The sequence below is a fragment of the Edwardsiella ictaluri ATCC 33202 genome, from assembly GCF_000264785.1.
GTDB lineage: Bacteria > Pseudomonadota > Gammaproteobacteria > Enterobacterales > Enterobacteriaceae > Edwardsiella > Edwardsiella ictaluri.
Window position 1 is genome coordinate 73,645 of the sequence record NZ_AFJI01000052.1, and the last position, 15,866, is coordinate 89,510.

Consider the following 15,866-nt stretch of genomic DNA (forward strand, 5'->3'; position numbering starts at 1 on the left):
TAGGTATATTAATATATTTAGCTATAAAAATAGCATCCAATACTGTTATTTTTGATATAAAAAAGGTTTGTTGTGATTTTATGAAAATTATAGGGTTATATGGTTATCTTTATCATGCCTCCTGTTAATTAAATGATTAATTATACTTATTTATTTATCTATTATCAGCTAGAATGGTGGCTGGAACTGTTTTATTTGATAAACTTTGCTAATACGTTACGGGTGCTTCATGCAATGTCCCAATATAATAAATATTAACTTTGCTAAATCTTGGTGCAGCAATACTTTAAAAACGATTAATTTTCGTTGTAATAATGGCAAAGTTGTCAATGTTGACGCTACATGCAATCAATACCAGTTCCTCCACATATGAGGAGGCAAATAGAATTAGATAGCATAATGAATAGTGAATATTACCATCTCTTAAGTGATGTCAGATCGAGTGCGCCATCTCATAAGCAGGCGGAGGCGCTGCGGGTCAGAATGCAGTATGCGCTCGCTACCGACGAGTTTTATCTGGAGTACCAGCCGCAGTGGAATGTTCATGGGCATATCCAGGGTGCGGAGCTGTTGATACGCTGGCAGCATCCCCGCTATGGGGTACTGTTGCCCGATCGGTTTATGGACGCCTTGATGAGCTGCCAACTTGGACCCACGCTATTTGGCTGGTTAGCTGAGCGCGCTCTGCCGCTGCTACAGCGGCTGCGTAATGAGGTCACGCCGGACTTCACCCTTTCTTTGGCCCTACCGCTGGGCCTCGCCGCCCATAATGCCGTACTGACCCCCTTTACCCAGCCACTGTCCCAGTATGGTTTGACGCCACCGGTGATCGCATTTATCTGGCAGGGGAGCGACGAACTGCTGTCGGATCCCGCGTGCCTGGCGGGCATGCACACCCTGCGTGAGCAGGGATATGGGGCCGCGCTGGCGGAGTACGGCGAGGGGTATCGGCAGCTGGCGGCCCTGAGCCAGCTACCGCTGGATCGGATATATATTCCCCCGGAGGTGATTGGCCTGCTGCCGCATCCGGATGCCATGGTGATGGTTCAGCTGATGCTGCGCCTGGCGGATAAAATGGCCATGCGCTGCTGCGCGCAGCGGGTCGACAGCGTACAGCAGTTTGAGTGCCTGTCGGCAGCGGGATGCTGCGATTTTCAGGGTTCCTATCTTTTCCGTCCCCTGAGCGCACACCAGCTGGCGGTCGTATGCCACATGTTGAGTGACGCCGACGAAGAGGAGTCATCCTCTGGCGGGTGATCCGCTGCGTTATCTCGCGTAATTCCGTTTATCTTACCAGGCATACGACGGTATTTTTGCATTTTCACCGCCTGCGGATTGTGTCACCCTGTTATAAGATGGCTTGTGTGATGAATCCGTTAGGCATTAAGAATGAAAAAGGCACCAAAAGCAGCAAAACATCCCTATGAGATCGTGATGCACGGGGATCGCCGGGTTGATGATTATTACTGGCTGCGCGACGACACCCGCAGCGATCCACAGGTGTTAGCCTACCTTAACGCGGAAAACGCCTACAGCGAGCGCTGTTTGGCGCCGCAGTCGGCGCTGCGATCGGCGCTCTTGGCAGAGATGGTGGCGCGTATTCCCCAGCAGGATGCCTCCGTTCCCTATGTGCGCAACGGTTACCGCTACCAGCACCGCTACCGGCCCGCCGCCGAATATGCCGAATATTGGCGCCAGCCTGAGTCGGCGTGCCCAGAGAACGAGACGGCGTGGCAGCGGCTGCTGGATACCAATCAGCGTGCTGAGGGGCATGATTTTTATGCACTGGGCGCGCTGGAGGTCAGCCCGGATAACCGCCTGCTGGCCATCAGCGAGGATACGGTGTCCCGGCGACAATATACGCTGCGTGTAAAATCCCTGATGGATGACATCTGGCTGGAGGAGTCGATCGAAGGGTGCGATGGGCATATCGAATGGTGTAACGACTCCCGCGCCTTTTACTATATCCGCCTGGATCCACAGACCCTGTTGCCTTATCAGATCTATCGCCACCGTCTGGGCACGCCCTGCAGCCAGGATTGCCTGATCTATCAGGAGTTGGATGACGCGTTTTACCTGGGGCTGGAGAAGTCGCTCTCCCAGCGCTACGTGATGATCCATATCAGCAGCACCACAACCTCCGAGGTTTTGCTGCTGGATGCCGATGACCCCGAGGCGCGGGCGCACTGCTTCCAGCCGCGTAGGCGCGACCACGAGTATTCGCTGGAGCACTATGACTCGCGTTTTTATATCCGATCTAACCGGGAAGGGCAGAATTTTGCCCTGTACTGTGGACCGGATGGCGATGTACTGAGCTGGCAGACGCTGGTGCCGCCCCGCGATGCGGTCATGCTGGAGGACTTCTGTCTGTTTCAGGAGTGGCTGGTGGTGGAGGAGCGCACCCACGGTTTGACGACGCTGCGCCAGATCCGTCGCGATGACGGAGAGGAGCGACTGATCCATTTCGACGATCCAACCTATGTCACCTGGTTGGGCTATAACCCGCAGCCAGAGATTGCCAAACTGCGCTACGGCTACGCATCAATGACGACGCCGGGCAGTGTCTATGAGCTGGATTTGAACAGCGGTGAGCGGCGCCTGCTGAAGCAGCAGAGCGTGGCGGAATTTAGCGCGCAGGACTACGCCAGCGAACGCATCTGGCTGCGGGCGCGGGACGGCGTGGATGTGCCGGTGTCCCTGGTCTACCGGCGCGATCGTTTTGTGCGCGGACAGAATCCGATCCTGATCTATGGCTACGGCGCCTATGGCAGCAGCATGGATCCCGGCTTCAGCACCAGCCGCCTGAGTCTGCTCGACCGGGGCTTTGTGTTTGCGCTGGCCCACGTCCGTGGCGGCGCCGATCTGGGACAGCAGTGGTATGAGGACGGTAAGCTACTGCATAAGCTGAACTCATTTTATGATTTTATCGATGTTACGCAGGGGCTGGTCCGTCAGGGGTATGCCGCCACCGATCAGGTCTATGCCATGGGCGGCAGCGCCGGTGGGCTGCTGGTGGGCGGAGTGCTTAATATGGCTCCCCAGCTTTACCGCGGCGCAGTCGCCCAGGTACCTTTCGTCGACGTCGTGACGACCATGCTGGACCCCTCGATCCCGCTGACGACCGGTGAGTATGATGAGTGGGGGAATCCGGAGGATCCCGAATACTACCACTACATGCAGCGTTACAGCCCCTATGATGGGGTCCGGGCACAGGCCTACCCCCATCTGTTGGTGACCACCGGACTCCATGACTCTCAGGTGCAATACTGGGAGCCAGCCAAGTGGGTGGCACGCCTGCGTGAGATGAAATGTGATGATAACCTGCTGCTGCTGCATACCGATATGGAGGCGGGGCACGGGGGAAAATCGGGGCGCTTTAAAGCCTATGAAGATATTGCGTTGGAATATGCGTTTATTTTAACGCTGTCTGGCGTAACACAATAGACCCGCTTGGGTGAGCTTTAGCAAGGAGTCGTATGCCAATACTGCATTTACACCAGCGCGATATGTACTATGAGGACCACGGCAGCGGCTTTCCGCTGGTGTTGGGCCACAGCTACCTGTTCGATGCCGATATGTGGCGTCCGCAGATCGAGGCGCTGAGCGCCCACTACCGCGTCATCGTACCGGAGCTGTGGGGACACGGCCGCTCTGCGGCGCTACCGGAGGGGCACCACTCGCTAGCCTGCCTGGCGCAGGATACCCTGGCACTGCTGGACAGCCTGGGGATCGAGCGTTTTGCAGTGGTGGGGCTGTCCGTCGGCGGAATGTGGGGAGCCGAACTGGCGGCGTTGACCGGCGATCGCTGTGCGGCGCTGGTTCTGATGGATACGTTCGTGGGACGCGAGCCGGAGGTAACCCACCAGCGCTATTTTGCCATGCTGGAGGCTATCGAGCAGGCCGGCGCTATCCCGCCGCCGCTGCTGGCGCAGATAGCACCGCTGTTCTTCCGTCAGACGCCGGAGCCTGACCTGATCGCCGCGCTGAGCGAGCGCCTGGCCAGACTACCCGCAGAGACGCTACGCGACAGCATCGTTCCGCTGGGGCGGATGATCTTTGGACGCCCGGATCGCTGCGATCTGTTGACCCGGCTGCACATGCCCTCGCTGGTGATCACCGGGGCAGAGGATCGACCGCGCCCACCGCTGGAGGGATATCTGATGGCTGAGATGCTGAACTGCCGTCAGGAGGTGGTTGCCGGGGCCGGGCATATCTGTACGCTGGAGCAGCCGCAGCGGGTGAACCAGCTGCTGCTGACGTTTTTACAGCGGAGTCTGCCGCGCTAAGCCGCCATCTCGCAGTGCGAGGCGTGGGCCAGATAAAAAGGGAGCTGATGTCTGACGGCTCCTCCCCAAAACATTATCAGTACACCGTGATGATGTTGCTGTTGGCCCCCGCTATACCCGCATCCACCCTGTCGGGGTTCCTCCCCCGACAGTATCCCGGGTGACTGGTGGAGCGCATTTTTACGCAACCTCAGATACCATAACACCCGCCTTGATTGCACACTGCTTGCTTATCCCTTTTTCAGGGGAACAGGCGGGTCTGCAACCGCTGATCTCTGGCCACTCCAGACCTCGGCAATCACACAGTGAGAAGCTGCGGGGCAGGGCACCCGCTGAGAATATCACTGAACATGAGGTTACGGCTGAGATGCCTGTCGGCACGCTTAATTATGCGTTTAACGTGCACCGATGCTGGTGTGGGGGAAGTGACGCGGGATCAGAGCAACGCTCATATCACGCTGCGTCTTTTATGCTACTGGTGGAGAGAGGTCAGTGGCGGACTGAAAAATTCAGGGAAAACCAGAGAAACAGACATAGAGGAGAGGCCTTACGGGTAGATCACAATCCTCTATGCCTGTCTTTATTTATAGGGAGCCGTCAGGCCTGGCGCCCCTTTATGCTATCCGCAGACGTGGATTAGAACTGGTAAACCAGACCCAGAGCAACGATGTCATCGGTATTGATGCTGTTCGCGCGGGTGAAGTCGTTATTGTCCAGCAGGTTGATCTTGTAATCAACGTAGGTGGACATGTTCTTGTTGAAGTAGTAGGTCGCGCCCAGGTCAACGTATTTCACCAGGTCAGCCTTGCCACCGTTAAAGCCGTTGTAGGCGTTCAGCTCAGAGGCCCTGGACTGCAGGTAGGCGATGGACGGACGCAGACCGAAGTCAAACTGATACTGGGCCACGGCTTCGAAGTTCTTCGCCTTGTTAGCGATACCTGTGGAGCCGAACGGGGTCATGTTCTGGGTTTCAGTGTACATGGTGGCCAGGTAGATGTTGTTGGCATCATACTTCAGGCCGGCACCCCAGGACTGGGCTTTGTTACCGCCGGCAACGTTGGAGTTAGACTGGTTGCCGTGCCACTTCTGAACGGTAGTACGGTTAGAGGTGGTGTACGCCGCACCGGCGCTGATGCCCCAGCCCAGATCGTAGGTGGTGGACAGACCGAAGCCATCGCCGTTCTGCTTAGTCAGCTTGTCACGGCCGTTGTTGCTTTCGCCAGTGGTATCGTTTTTACCCTGATACTGCAGAGCGAGGTTCAGACCGTCAACCAGGCCAAAGAAGCCGTTGTTACGGTAGGTGGCCAAGTTGTTGGCGCGCTGGGTCATAAAGTTATCGGACTGGGCAGAGGTGTCGCCGCCGAACTCCGGCAGCACGTCGGTCCAGCCTTCGATGTCGTACAGCACGCCGTAGTTACGGCCGTAGTCGATAGAGCCGTAGTTGCCGTACTTCAGGCCGGCAAAGCCCAGACGGGTGAAGAAGTTAGATGAATTGCTTTCCGGCTGGTTAACGTTAGCCTGAGCTTCCCACTGGCCATAACCGGTCAGCTGATCGTTAATCTGGGTTTCGCCTTTGAAGCCGAAACGGACGTAGGACTGGTCGCCATCCACACTATGATTTTGAGAGAAGTAATGCAGACCGTCTACTTTACCGTACAGATCCAGCTTGTTGCCGTCTTTGTTGTAGATTTCCGCAGCGTTGGCTGCGCCTGCAACTAACAGAGCAGGAATAACGGCTGCCAGCAGATTACGTTTCACAATAATATTCCTTCTTAGTTGCTGACCGGTGCGGTCAGGTATGAGATGCCACTGCTTATTTTGTTTTTTGGTGCTGCGAGTGAGAACTAAATTGCGTTCCATCTGTCAAAGTAAACACATCGGGCACGCCCTAATGATAGGTGTTTTTTCAGCTAAATAAAAAGCAGAGTTCCATTTAATATATTAAATGGCGTAATTAACTATGTGTAAATGTAAATGTTGCTATATTTTATAACGCGCCGTATGTTTTTTATGCGGTTGCGCAATTGTCAGTGTTTTGTTATTTGTCGTGCTATCTGTTTTGACTATTCTGGCTAATTCTTGGCGATCACACAAAATGTCAATATTATCTCTATTGTTATCGTATACTTAGACCTCATCATTGTTACTGCATTTTATTTTTTACTGTGTCTTAAAGCTTTCTTTTTAAGCCAACCCTTCGGGTTGGCTTTTTTTTTCATAAAAACCTCTTGCTAATCATCATAAATCTCTATTCATTTGAGTCTTTGTTCTATTTTTTTGGCAGGAATTATTATTAATAATATTAGGCCATGATACATCCTTCTAATTGTATGTGGTGTGTTTTTAATTTATTTACATATATGTAATGATCATGTTTTATTGTTTTTTCTGTGTTTGGTGTGAACTATAAATTTCGTGGCGGGTTAATACTATTTTACGCTGTTTGTATTATTAACAATGTTTTTATTTAATAAGGAGTGTATTTCATTGATGATATAATAGAGTATGGGAATGATAGAGTTATTTGGTTTTTTATAAGGGTTGTCTTAGCCATGGCATGATTCGATGGTGATTATTTTCCGAGAAATAGAAGGCGAAAAATACCACGCTATAGATAATCGTTGGCATCGCTGCGTATGTCGCACTAGCCGTACCCGGTACTCCCGGTGAAATCAATGAAAAGGAATCACTGCGCCTGCATATAATACAAAAACCCGCCGTAGCGGGTTATTTTTCAAAAGTGCTGTTGTTTTTATTCTACCACATCCCCCGTGTGGGCGCGTTTAGCACGTTTTGCCGCGCGCTTTTCCACCAGCGTTTTCTGCGGTTTTTTCTTGGCATTTTTTTTGCTATCCATTCCCTTACTCATAGTAGCCTCTCTTTAACTATCGTTGGGTAGGTTGCCTAATTACTTAAGCTCCGTTGCGACTGAGTTGCAAGGTTATATTTGTGATTTTAAGATAACATATTGTTCTTGTTTATGTTATTTTAAATCGACGGCTGGAAAGTAACGCTGCCATGCGTAGCTTTCAAACTGGCAGCACGTCGTGATACTGAGGGTGTAAGATGAAGGTCTTCGGGGAGGGCACACCGGTCTGTGTGCCCCTGGTTATCAGGCGGCGGTTGGCATGCCGCATAGCTTGGTTAGATTGCGGGCGCCGACCATGACGGTCGCGACATAGGATTGCCGTCGGGTGACGACCTCTACGGCAATGAGTTTATCCCGGTATTTCAGGTGGTAGATACAAGGCCATCCTTGACGGGTGCGGCCGAAGGCGTTTGCATGCTGGTCGATAGCGGCATGGGCAACAACAAGGTGAGAGAAGTTTGTATCGCCTTTAATGATCCGTTTCATACAGGCTCCCTACATAAATCCATCAATTTGCTCTGTTCAGCGTAGGCTGACCTTTCTGTTATAGCACCATTCCCTATACTTCGACACGTTTCAGTCAGAATTTCCGCTCGTTAGTTAACAATACCGTTCGGTCAAGCTCCGCGGAATCCCCTATAGGTGATCGCGCACTGCAGGATGAGGGGAGGCAAGGCATGCTACGCTGAAATAAACTCTACCGATTAAGGCGCGCATATGAATTCTGTCTATACCCTTACGCTGTCTCCCTCGCTGGACTGTTCGACCAGCACGGATAAAATATATCCGGAGGGTAAGTTACGCTGCAGTCAGGCCATATACCAACCGGGTGGCGGTGGGGTTAACGTGGCCAGGGCCATTTACCGCATGGGGGGAGGCGCAGTGGCCATCTATCCTGCGGGAGGATCGACCGGTGCATACTTAACCACACTGCTGTTGGCGGAAGGGATTGCGGTTGATGTGGTAGAGGTACAGAGCTGGACGCGTCAAAATATGCATATCAATGTGACGGCTACCGGCGAGCAGTTTCGTTTTGTGATGCCTGGCGCGGATCTGACGCCGCGGGAATTCGATCTTCTGACGCAACGACTTGATCAGATCCCCGCGGATGCTTTTTTGGTGGTGAGCGGAAGTTTGCCGGAAAGCATTACGCCGCAGCGGTTTGCCGCACTGCTGCAGTACGTTTGTCAGCGTGGTATTCGCTGCGTTGTCGATACCTCGGGCGATGCCTTGATGACGGCGGTGAGTCAGGGAGGACTGGCGCTGATTAAACCTAATCAAAAGGAGCTGGCGACGTTGAGCGGGCGGGATATGACGCAGCCGGCTTCGGTTTTGCAGGCGGCCCATGCGCTGGTATTGCAGGGCGTTGCGCAGTATGTGGTGGTTTCCCTGGGGGCTCAGGGGGCGATTGCCGTTGATCGTCAAGCCTGGATTCAGGTGACGCCGCCGCCGATTAAGGCGCTGACGACGGTGGGAGCCGGTGACAGTATGGTCGCCGCGATGACGCTGCAGCTGGCTCTGGGAGGATCGCTGAGCACACTGGCGATTGGCGGTGTTGCGGCCGGAACCGCGGCAACGCTACGCCACGGTACCGAGCTATGTCAGGCGAGCGATGTCGCGGAGATTGCAGCCTATATTGAGGCCCATCACCCGCAGTCGCATCCATTCTAATGCGCCGCAGATGGCGTGGACAAAAAAAGACACGGGACGGCATCCGCCACCGGCTCATATCGATGGCACCTCGTCAGAGGCTAGTCGGCCAGATGGGCCTCGATGAACCACAGAAACTTGTCCAGGTCACGCGAGGCGGCGGTCAGCATGTCCGCACTGTCCTCGTCCTGCGTGGCGCCAATCGCCCCCCGGGTATGGTTGGCGACAACGGCATAGCGATCCGCCAGGGCGGACAGATGTTCACGGATGTGGGTAATATTCAACGGATAGGGAGCCAGCGATGAGATGGCCGCGGTCGTTTGCAGAGTCCCCAGCGCGATGCCGCCCAGCTGAACGATACGTTCGGCGAAGATATCCTGGTGGTTCAGCAGAGCGGTACGAAAACCATCCAGCATTTCGTGTACAGCGATAAAATTTTTGCCCTTCATGTTCCAGTGTGCCTGCTTAGTCAGCAGGGCCAGATCGATAAACTCAGCGACCAGCGGCTGTAGTTGAACGATGGTCTGTTGCTTAATCTCTGGGGCCAGATCGTTGCGGGTGGTCACCAGGGAAGGTTCCAGCGTGGTGGTATTCAGCGGGGTCACGTTCATGATTATTTCTCCCATTGATTTACGTCGTTTATTTAGTCAGACAGCGCAATAATACGTACTTTTTATGTCAGTATAGGGAGCAGGGCAGGAGGATCGCTAGAGGGTTATCAGTATTTGTTCGATAGGAGTAGGCTATCGTTTATGGATGGTGGCACATTTTATTTTTATTCTCTTGGCGTGCTGCTCTGGACTTTACGCCGATGCTATCTTTATCGCCGCATGATGATAATGTTTATGGCCATCAGGCACTCGATGAGAGTGACGGCAGCGGGTTATCGCACCTGCTGCGTCATTTGGGCGCGGGATTGGCCCACTTGTGCTGGGGTTACTGATCTAGGGGGGAGCTGATGGCCTTAAACAGCGGGCATTCGGCGATACCGATGACACCGTTACTATCGTGGATCTGCGTCTGCGTTACCAGTGAGCGGGTGGTCAGATACTGGCACTGAAGTCCCAGTCCCCCCAGGTTGTTACGACTGCTGATCAGAAATCCATAGCCGCTGAATAGCATGGCCAGATAGATGACGATCAACAGGATCAGGGTAGTTTTTAGCAGATGCATGACAACTCCTTAGCCTTTAGACCGGCGCCGATCTGCGGCGCTAACGGGGCTTTGTTAATGAAATGGTCGCCCTCTATTATATCCTGTGCCACAGTGGGACAATAAATCCTCACTACTTGAGCGGAGCGGCCATCATGAACGTTAAAACTATCGGCATCCTACGCGCGGCGGGCGGGAGAGGATGCGTTAATCCATACCTCCACCCAATCGCATCCGGCCTCAGCGCGGCTGCAGCAGCGAAAGCAGGCGATCTGCCGCCGTATTGAAAGCCGAAAGTGACGTATCGTTAACGCCCTGCGGCGTGATCCCCTGCATCGCAGCACGCCATGTCGTGATAGTCTCCTTCAGCGCATCGCGCTGCGCCTGAGTATTGAGGGTGGGATATACTGCCTGATACTGAGCATCAATAATCTGGCGTGACGCCTGTAAGATCTGCGTACTGCAGGCGCCGATACGATCGCGTTCAGGCAGTGAGCCGTTGCGAACCAACCATTGACCGGCGACGAAGTTTCGTGCCTGAGCATGCTGAGAGAGATGACGCATATTGACCACCAGATCCGCCCCCGTCTGTAGCGGGGGGAACGCTTGCGCCTGCGGCACATCGCATTGATAGTTGCTGCGCAGCGTCTGCGGCATGCTCTCTGTCGCCTGAGGTCCTGCACTACAACCGGCCAGCAGGCACACAGCCAACAGTGAAAGATAGTGTTTCATCATATATTCCTCGCTAGGTAGGCCGCGATGATAGCAAGCGTACGCTACAACTCAATGTCTACGGTCAAATTTCCCGACGCGATAGAAAAGCGGATCTTGCGCAAAGCACTCAGCCCGTGCGCGCAAAAAAAGAGATAGATCGGTGAGCTATATCACACTCGACTACTGAAGATTCCGCTATGTTTATATCATTCGAGGCAACGGAAGGAGTTAAATGGGACATTTAATTACGTTCGTGACGACAGTGAGTTGCAGCACCCAACAGATCCTCGTCTTGGCTTGCCCGGAATGTGCCACTGAGTAAACGGCGCGGGATTTCTGCCTCGCGGTGGTCATGCCCTTAAATATGTAGCACTCGATTATCTGAGGCCTCATCCGTGAGGCCTCTTTATTTCCCGGCTGTTATCTTACCCACGCTTCCCCAATGTTTTGATAGGCGATTTATCTTATGCGTGCGCCCCTCCTACCAACTCTACAAATCCTTATCGGGTGCCACATGCTAATAACCTATCCCAGAAGGGATTGTCAGAATGTCGTAACTGATAATTTCTGAAGGCGAAAATATGACAGGCAGCAAATGGCGGATCAGCGATGAACTCTGGGAAACAATGGCACCGCGTATCCCTGAGCACAAAACCAGCCATCCACTCGATACGCACCGGAAACGCGTTGATAGCCGTGCCGCAATGGATGCTATCTTCTTCGTCCTCAGAACCGGATGCCAGTGGAACGCACTGAATGCCACAGGGATATATTCATCGAGCTCTGCGCACCGGCGCTTCCAGGAATGGAGAGAGGTAGGTGTTTGGCAGGACGGATTGCTGGTCTGTGAACGTCTGTACGGCATTGACTGGTCCTGGTTGTCGATGGACGGCTGTATGACCAAATCACTGTTGTCAGGAACCAAAAATAGGCCGCAATCCCACGGACAGAGGGAAACAAGGTGTAAAGCGCAGTCTGATGACAGATGCCAACGGGCTTCCTTTGTCACTGGTTGTGGGGACAGTCCACATCATGGCCATCCCATGTCTCATCAGCGCCATCAGCCGACGCCTCCCTGATTTTCCGGTGGGTCAGGTTAACAGGTTAAGCAGTCCCGGCAATACCTGCACACTGCTGTAGCGCAGAGCGATAAACCGGTACAGATAATCTCATGCGTTGCACGATCTGCGGCCAGATGAAGCCTGCGCCACATCCTGCGCCTATCAGCACCATGCTGCCGGACTTTCCATAAGACCTTCAGACCGGTAGCATCGATGACCCGATGTGAGATTTCACCACGGGTGGTGTTGTAAAACTGATGTGAACCGCCTTGGTACGCTGACTGATACCGCTGTAGTCTGGGCAGCACAGCAGCAGAGCCATCAGCGTACAAATTGAGTCAACCGGGCTGGGCAAATACCGGCGAGAAAGATGGAACACGCGCTTCATCATCAGGAGCGTGGTGATAGCCATATCGGTCTCATGACGCGGTCGACCACGACCTGCAGGCTGTGCACTGTCAGTCCATACTACCGGGTTGCGGTCTACCTGAAAGAGGGTGGCAGGACTACGATCTGATGGGCGGGACTCAGGAGCCGGTACTGCACGATATTCTGGATCAATACGAAAAGCACATTCACTTTTTGCACCGCGACCCGCGGCAAGCGCGTGCCGGAGTAGCACAATCCCTTTCGCTGCCGGGATTGCGGTTGGCAATTGCGGCTGCTGGGGGGTAATATTGCGCGGCGCGGTGTTAGTCCGCTGTGTTATCCGCAGAGTCGTTGATGGCGCAGCGTACGCGTCTTGCTAAGTAGAGCAGGAACGCACCGGCAATCCCTGAAACTCAACAAAACTTTTTTCTATATGTGACCTGTCGTGTGGGTCACCACTGTAGATAAGGAATTCAAATGCCTGTTATTACGCTTCCTGACGGCAGTCAGCGTCATTTCGACCATCCCGTATCTGTCATGGACATCGCCCGCGATATCGGCCCGGGTCTGGCAAAAGCCTGTATCGCCGGTCGCGTCAACGGTGAGCTGGTCGACGCCTGCGATTTAATCGATGCCGACGCAACGGTCGCCATCATTACCGCCAAGGATCAGGAAGGGGTAGACATTCTGCGTCACTCCTGTGCCCATCTGCTGGGGCATGCCATCAAGCAGCTGTGGCCACAAACCAAAATGGCCATCGGCCCGGTAATCGACAACGGCTTCTACTATGATGTCGATTTGGATCACACGCTGACCCAGGAAGATCTCGAGCGCCTGGATAAGCGTATGCATGAGCTGGCGGAAAAAGACTACGACGTCATCAAGAAAAAAGTCAGCTGGCAAGAGGCACGTGACGCTTTTGTCGCGCGCGATGAGCTGTACAAAGTGGCGATCCTCGACGAGAACATCAGTCACGACGATCGCCCCGGCCTGTACCATCATGAAGAGTATCTCGACATGTGTCGTGGTCCGCACGTGCCGAATATGCGCTTCTGTCACCACTTCAAGCTGCAGAAGTCTTCCGGCGCCTACTGGCGCGGCGACAGCGATAATAAGATGCTGCAGCGCATCTATGGTACCGCTTGGGCAGACAAGAAGCAGCTGAACGCCTATCTGCAGCGTCTGGAAGAGGCGGCCAAGCGTGACCATCGCAAGATCGGTAAACAGCTCGACCTGTACCATATGCAGGAAGAAGCGCCGGGCATGGTGTTCTGGCACAATGACGGCTGGACTATCTTCCGCGAGCTGGAAGCGTTTGTTCGCATGAAGCTGAAAGAGTACCAGTACCAGGAGGTGAAGGGTCCGTTTATGATGGACCGCGTGCTGTGGGAGAAAACCGGCCACTGGGAAAACTACAAGGATGCCATGTTCACCACCTCATCAGAGAACCGTGAATACTGCATCAAGCCGATGAACTGCCCGGGCCACGTGCAGATCTTCAACCAGGGGCTGAAGTCCTACCGCGATCTGCCGCTGCGCATGGCCGAGTTTGGCAGCTGCCACCGCAACGAGCCGTCGGGCTCCCTGCACGGCCTGATGCGCGTCCGTGGCTTTACCCAGGACGATGCGCACATTTTCTGTACCGAAGAGCAGATCCGCGACGAGGTCAACAGCTGCATTAAGATGGTGTACGACATGTACAGCACCTTCGGCTTTGAAAAAATCGTGGTGAAGCTGTCTACCCGTCCGGAGAAGCGTATCGGCAGCGATGAAATCTGGGATCGCGCGGAAGAGGACCTGGCCGCAGCGCTGCAGGAGAACGGGATTCCGTTTGAATATCAGCCGGGTGAGGGCGCCTTCTACGGACCGAAGATCGAGTTTACCCTGCATGATTGCTTGGATCGCGCTTGGCAGTGTGGTACCGTGCAGCTCGACTTCTCTCTTCCGGGTCGTCTGAGCGCCTCTTACGTTGGCGAAAACAACGAACGTGTGGTGCCGGTGATGATCCACCGGGCCATCCTGGGGTCCATGGAGCGTTTTATCGGCATTCTGACCGAAGAGTTTGCCGGCTTCTTCCCAACGTGGCTGGCGCCGGTACAGGCCGTAGTGATGAATATCACCGATTCTCAGGCTGAATATGTCGAAGAATTGAGCAAAAAACTGCAGGCCGCCGGTATTCGCGTAAAATCAGACTTGAGAAACGAGAAGATTGGCTTTAAAATTCGCGAACATACTTTACGTCGCGTCCCCTATATGCTGGTTTGCGGTGACAAAGAAGTCGAAGCCGGCAAAGTGGCAGTGCGTACACGCCGTGGTAAAGACCTGGGCGTAATGAGCATTGACGACGTAATCAAGAAGCTGCAGCAAGAGATTCGCAGCCGTAGTCTTCATCAGTTGGAGGAATAAGGTATTAAAGGCGGAAAACGAGTTCAAACGGCGCGTCCTAATCGTATTAACGGGGAAATTCGCGCCCAAGAGGTTCGCTTGACAGGTGTGGATGGCGAGCAGATTGGTATTGTCAGTCTGAGAGAAGCTCTTGAGAAGGCCGAGGAAGCTGGCGTCGACCTGGTCGAAATCAGCCCCAACGCTGAACCGCCGGTTTGTCGTATCATGGATTACGGCAAATTCCTCTATGAGAAGAGTAAGGCTAGCAAAGAGCAGAAGAAAAAACAGAAAGTTGTCCAGGTTAAGGAAATCAAATTCCGTCCTGGCACCGATGATGGCGACTACCAGGTAAAACTCCGCAGCCTGGTTCGCTTTCTGGAAGATGGCGATAAGGCCAAGATCACGCTGCGTTTTCGCGGTCGTGAGATGGCGCACCAACAGATCGGTATTGAGGTGCTTAACCGCGTCAAGAACGATCTGAGTGAACTGGCGGTAGTCGAGTCCTTCCCTTCGAAGATCGAAGGCCGCCAGATGATCATGGTGCTCGCTCCCAAGAAGAAACAGTAAGGCTATCAAGTAAGGGTTCTACGGTTCGGGTTTCCCGACCGTAGAATCGTTCGCCTAACTGATTCGTTGTAATTAACAATGCGAAGTGGAAATCGAAATGCCTAAGATTAAAACTGTGCGTGGCGCGGCCAAGCGCTTTAAGAAAACCGCCGGTGGTGGTTTCAAGCGTAAACATGCTAACCTGCGTCATATTCTGACCAAAAAATCTACCAAGCGTAAGCGTCACCTGCGTCCGAAGTCTCAGGTCTCCAAAGGCGATCTGGGTCTGGTTGTAGCGTGCCTGCCGTACGCATAAGTAACTTTTTTTGAATCAAGAATAAGACTTTAGGAGAGAGCATATGGCTCGCGTAAAACGTGGTGTAATTGCACGTGCACGTCACAAGAAAGTATTGAAGCAGGCGAAAGGTTACTACGGTGCCCGTTCGCGCGTATATCGTGTTGCCTTCCAGGCAGTGATCAAAGCAGGTCAGTATGCTTACCGTGACCGTCGTCAGCGTAAGCGTCAGTTCCGTCAGCTGTGGATCGCACGTATCAATGCTGCTGCCCGTCAGAACGGCATTTCTTACAGCCGTTTCATCAATGGCCTGAAAAAGGCTTCTGTTGAAATCGACCGTAAGATCTTGGCTGATATCGCGGTATTCGACAAAGTGGCGTTCACCGCCCTGGTTGAAAAAGCGAAAGTGGCTCTGGCGTAAGTCAGATGAAAGAGGGAGCTTGCTCCCTCTTTTGCTTTTGCAGCTGGAGCATTGTTCACCAGAACTGTGCAGAGTGAGTGATAATTTATTGACATTCTCTGCGCTGGATCTTTCAATA

General features: G+C 53.5%; 13 protein-coding genes and 2 pseudogenes. 9 read left to right on the plus strand and 6 right to left on the minus strand.

What is annotated here, in order from left to right; all coding sequences use genetic code 11:
* Positions 1 to 483: 483 nt before the first annotated feature.
* From EIEH_RS06725 to EIEH_RS06735, 3 genes are all read left to right on the plus strand, one after another.
* Positions 484 to 1,257, plus strand: coding sequence for an EAL domain-containing protein (locus tag EIEH_RS06725; RefSeq protein ID WP_015871194.1), 774 nt, complete (start codon positions 484 to 486; stop codon positions 1,255 to 1,257).
* Between the two features lie 132 nt (positions 1,258 to 1,389).
* Positions 1,390 to 3,444: a S9 family peptidase gene (locus tag EIEH_RS06730; RefSeq protein ID WP_015871195.1), complete on the plus strand. Its 2,055-nt coding sequence runs from the start codon at positions 1,390 to 1,392 to the stop codon at positions 3,442 to 3,444.
* Positions 3,445 to 3,476: 32 nt separating this feature from the next.
* Positions 3,477 to 4,286 carry an alpha/beta fold hydrolase gene (locus tag EIEH_RS06735; RefSeq protein WP_015871196.1) on the plus strand — a complete coding sequence of 270 codons (810 nt, stop codon included), beginning with the start codon at positions 3,477 to 3,479 and terminating at the stop codon, positions 4,284 to 4,286.
* A gap of 636 nt (positions 4,287 to 4,922) precedes the next feature.
* Here the strand turns inward: EIEH_RS06735 and ompC are convergent.
* A complete protein-coding gene (gene ompC, locus EIEH_RS06740; protein WP_015871197.1) occupies positions 4,923 to 6,044 on the minus strand; it encodes a porin OmpC in 1,122 nt (373 codons plus the stop codon).
* 1,354 nt (positions 6,045 to 7,398) lie between these two features.
* Positions 7,399 to 7,641 (minus strand): DUF4060 family protein, encoded by a 243-nt coding sequence (locus tag EIEH_RS06745; protein ID WP_012848661.1) that lies wholly within the window; start codon positions 7,639 to 7,641, stop codon positions 7,399 to 7,401.
* A 231-nt stretch (positions 7,642 to 7,872) separates the two neighbouring features.
* Between EIEH_RS06745 and pfkB the strand changes: the two genes are divergently transcribed.
* The gene (gene pfkB / locus EIEH_RS06750; protein WP_015871199.1) at positions 7,873 to 8,826 is read left to right on the plus strand and encodes a 6-phosphofructokinase II; all 954 of its coding nucleotides are present in this window, start codon (positions 7,873 to 7,875) and stop codon (positions 8,824 to 8,826) included.
* Positions 8,827 to 8,906: 80 nt separating this feature from the next.
* Here the strand turns inward: pfkB and dps are convergent, their stop codons facing one another.
* From dps to EIEH_RS06765, 3 genes are all read right to left on the minus strand, one after another.
* Positions 8,907 to 9,416, minus strand: a complete 510-nt coding sequence (gene dps, locus EIEH_RS06755; RefSeq protein ID WP_015871200.1) for a DNA starvation/stationary phase protection protein Dps — start codon at positions 9,414 to 9,416, stop codon at positions 8,907 to 8,909.
* A gap of 325 nt (positions 9,417 to 9,741) precedes the next feature.
* Positions 9,742 to 9,978, minus strand: coding sequence for a YobH family protein (locus EIEH_RS06760; protein WP_015871202.1), 237 nt, complete (start codon positions 9,976 to 9,978; stop codon positions 9,742 to 9,744).
* Positions 9,979 to 10,197: 219 nt separating this feature from the next.
* Positions 10,198 to 10,689 carry a hypothetical protein gene (locus EIEH_RS06765; RefSeq protein ID WP_015871203.1) on the minus strand — a complete coding sequence of 164 codons (492 nt, stop codon included), beginning with the start codon at positions 10,687 to 10,689 and terminating at the stop codon, positions 10,198 to 10,200.
* A gap of 563 nt (positions 10,690 to 11,252) precedes the next feature.
* On the opposite strand from EIEH_RS06765, the pseudogene EIEH_RS17510 reads away from it, so the two are divergent.
* A pseudogene (locus EIEH_RS17510) lies at positions 11,253 to 11,688 on the plus strand (IS5 family transposase); the annotation flags it as partial.
* 12 nt (positions 11,689 to 11,700) lie between these two features.
* Here the strand turns inward: EIEH_RS17510 and EIEH_RS19665 are convergent.
* A pseudogene (locus EIEH_RS19665) lies at positions 11,701 to 12,294 on the minus strand (transposase); the annotation flags it as partial.
* A gap of 284 nt (positions 12,295 to 12,578) precedes the next feature.
* Between EIEH_RS19665 and thrS the strand changes: the two are divergent.
* The 4 genes from thrS to rplT all read left to right on the plus strand — a co-directional run bounded on the left by thrS (position 12,579) and on the right by rplT (position 15,748).
* Entirely contained in the window at positions 12,579 to 14,507 is a 1,929-nt protein-coding gene (gene thrS, locus EIEH_RS06775; protein ID WP_015871207.1) for a threonine--tRNA ligase, read from the plus strand.
* Positions 14,508 to 14,510: 3 nt separating this feature from the next.
* Complete coding sequence (gene infC / locus EIEH_RS06780) at positions 14,511 to 15,053, plus strand: translation initiation factor IF-3 (protein ID WP_015871208.1); 543 nt, start codon at positions 14,511 to 14,513, stop codon at positions 15,051 to 15,053.
* A 97-nt stretch (positions 15,054 to 15,150) separates the two neighbouring features.
* Positions 15,151 to 15,348, plus strand: coding sequence for a 50S ribosomal protein L35 (gene rpmI, locus EIEH_RS06785; protein WP_005293643.1), 198 nt, complete (start codon positions 15,151 to 15,153; stop codon positions 15,346 to 15,348).
* 43 nt (positions 15,349 to 15,391) lie between these two features.
* Positions 15,392 to 15,748: a 50S ribosomal protein L20 gene (gene rplT / locus EIEH_RS06790; protein ID WP_015871209.1), complete on the plus strand. Its 357-nt coding sequence runs from the start codon at positions 15,392 to 15,394 to the stop codon at positions 15,746 to 15,748.
* Positions 15,749 to 15,866 lie beyond the last annotated feature (118 nt).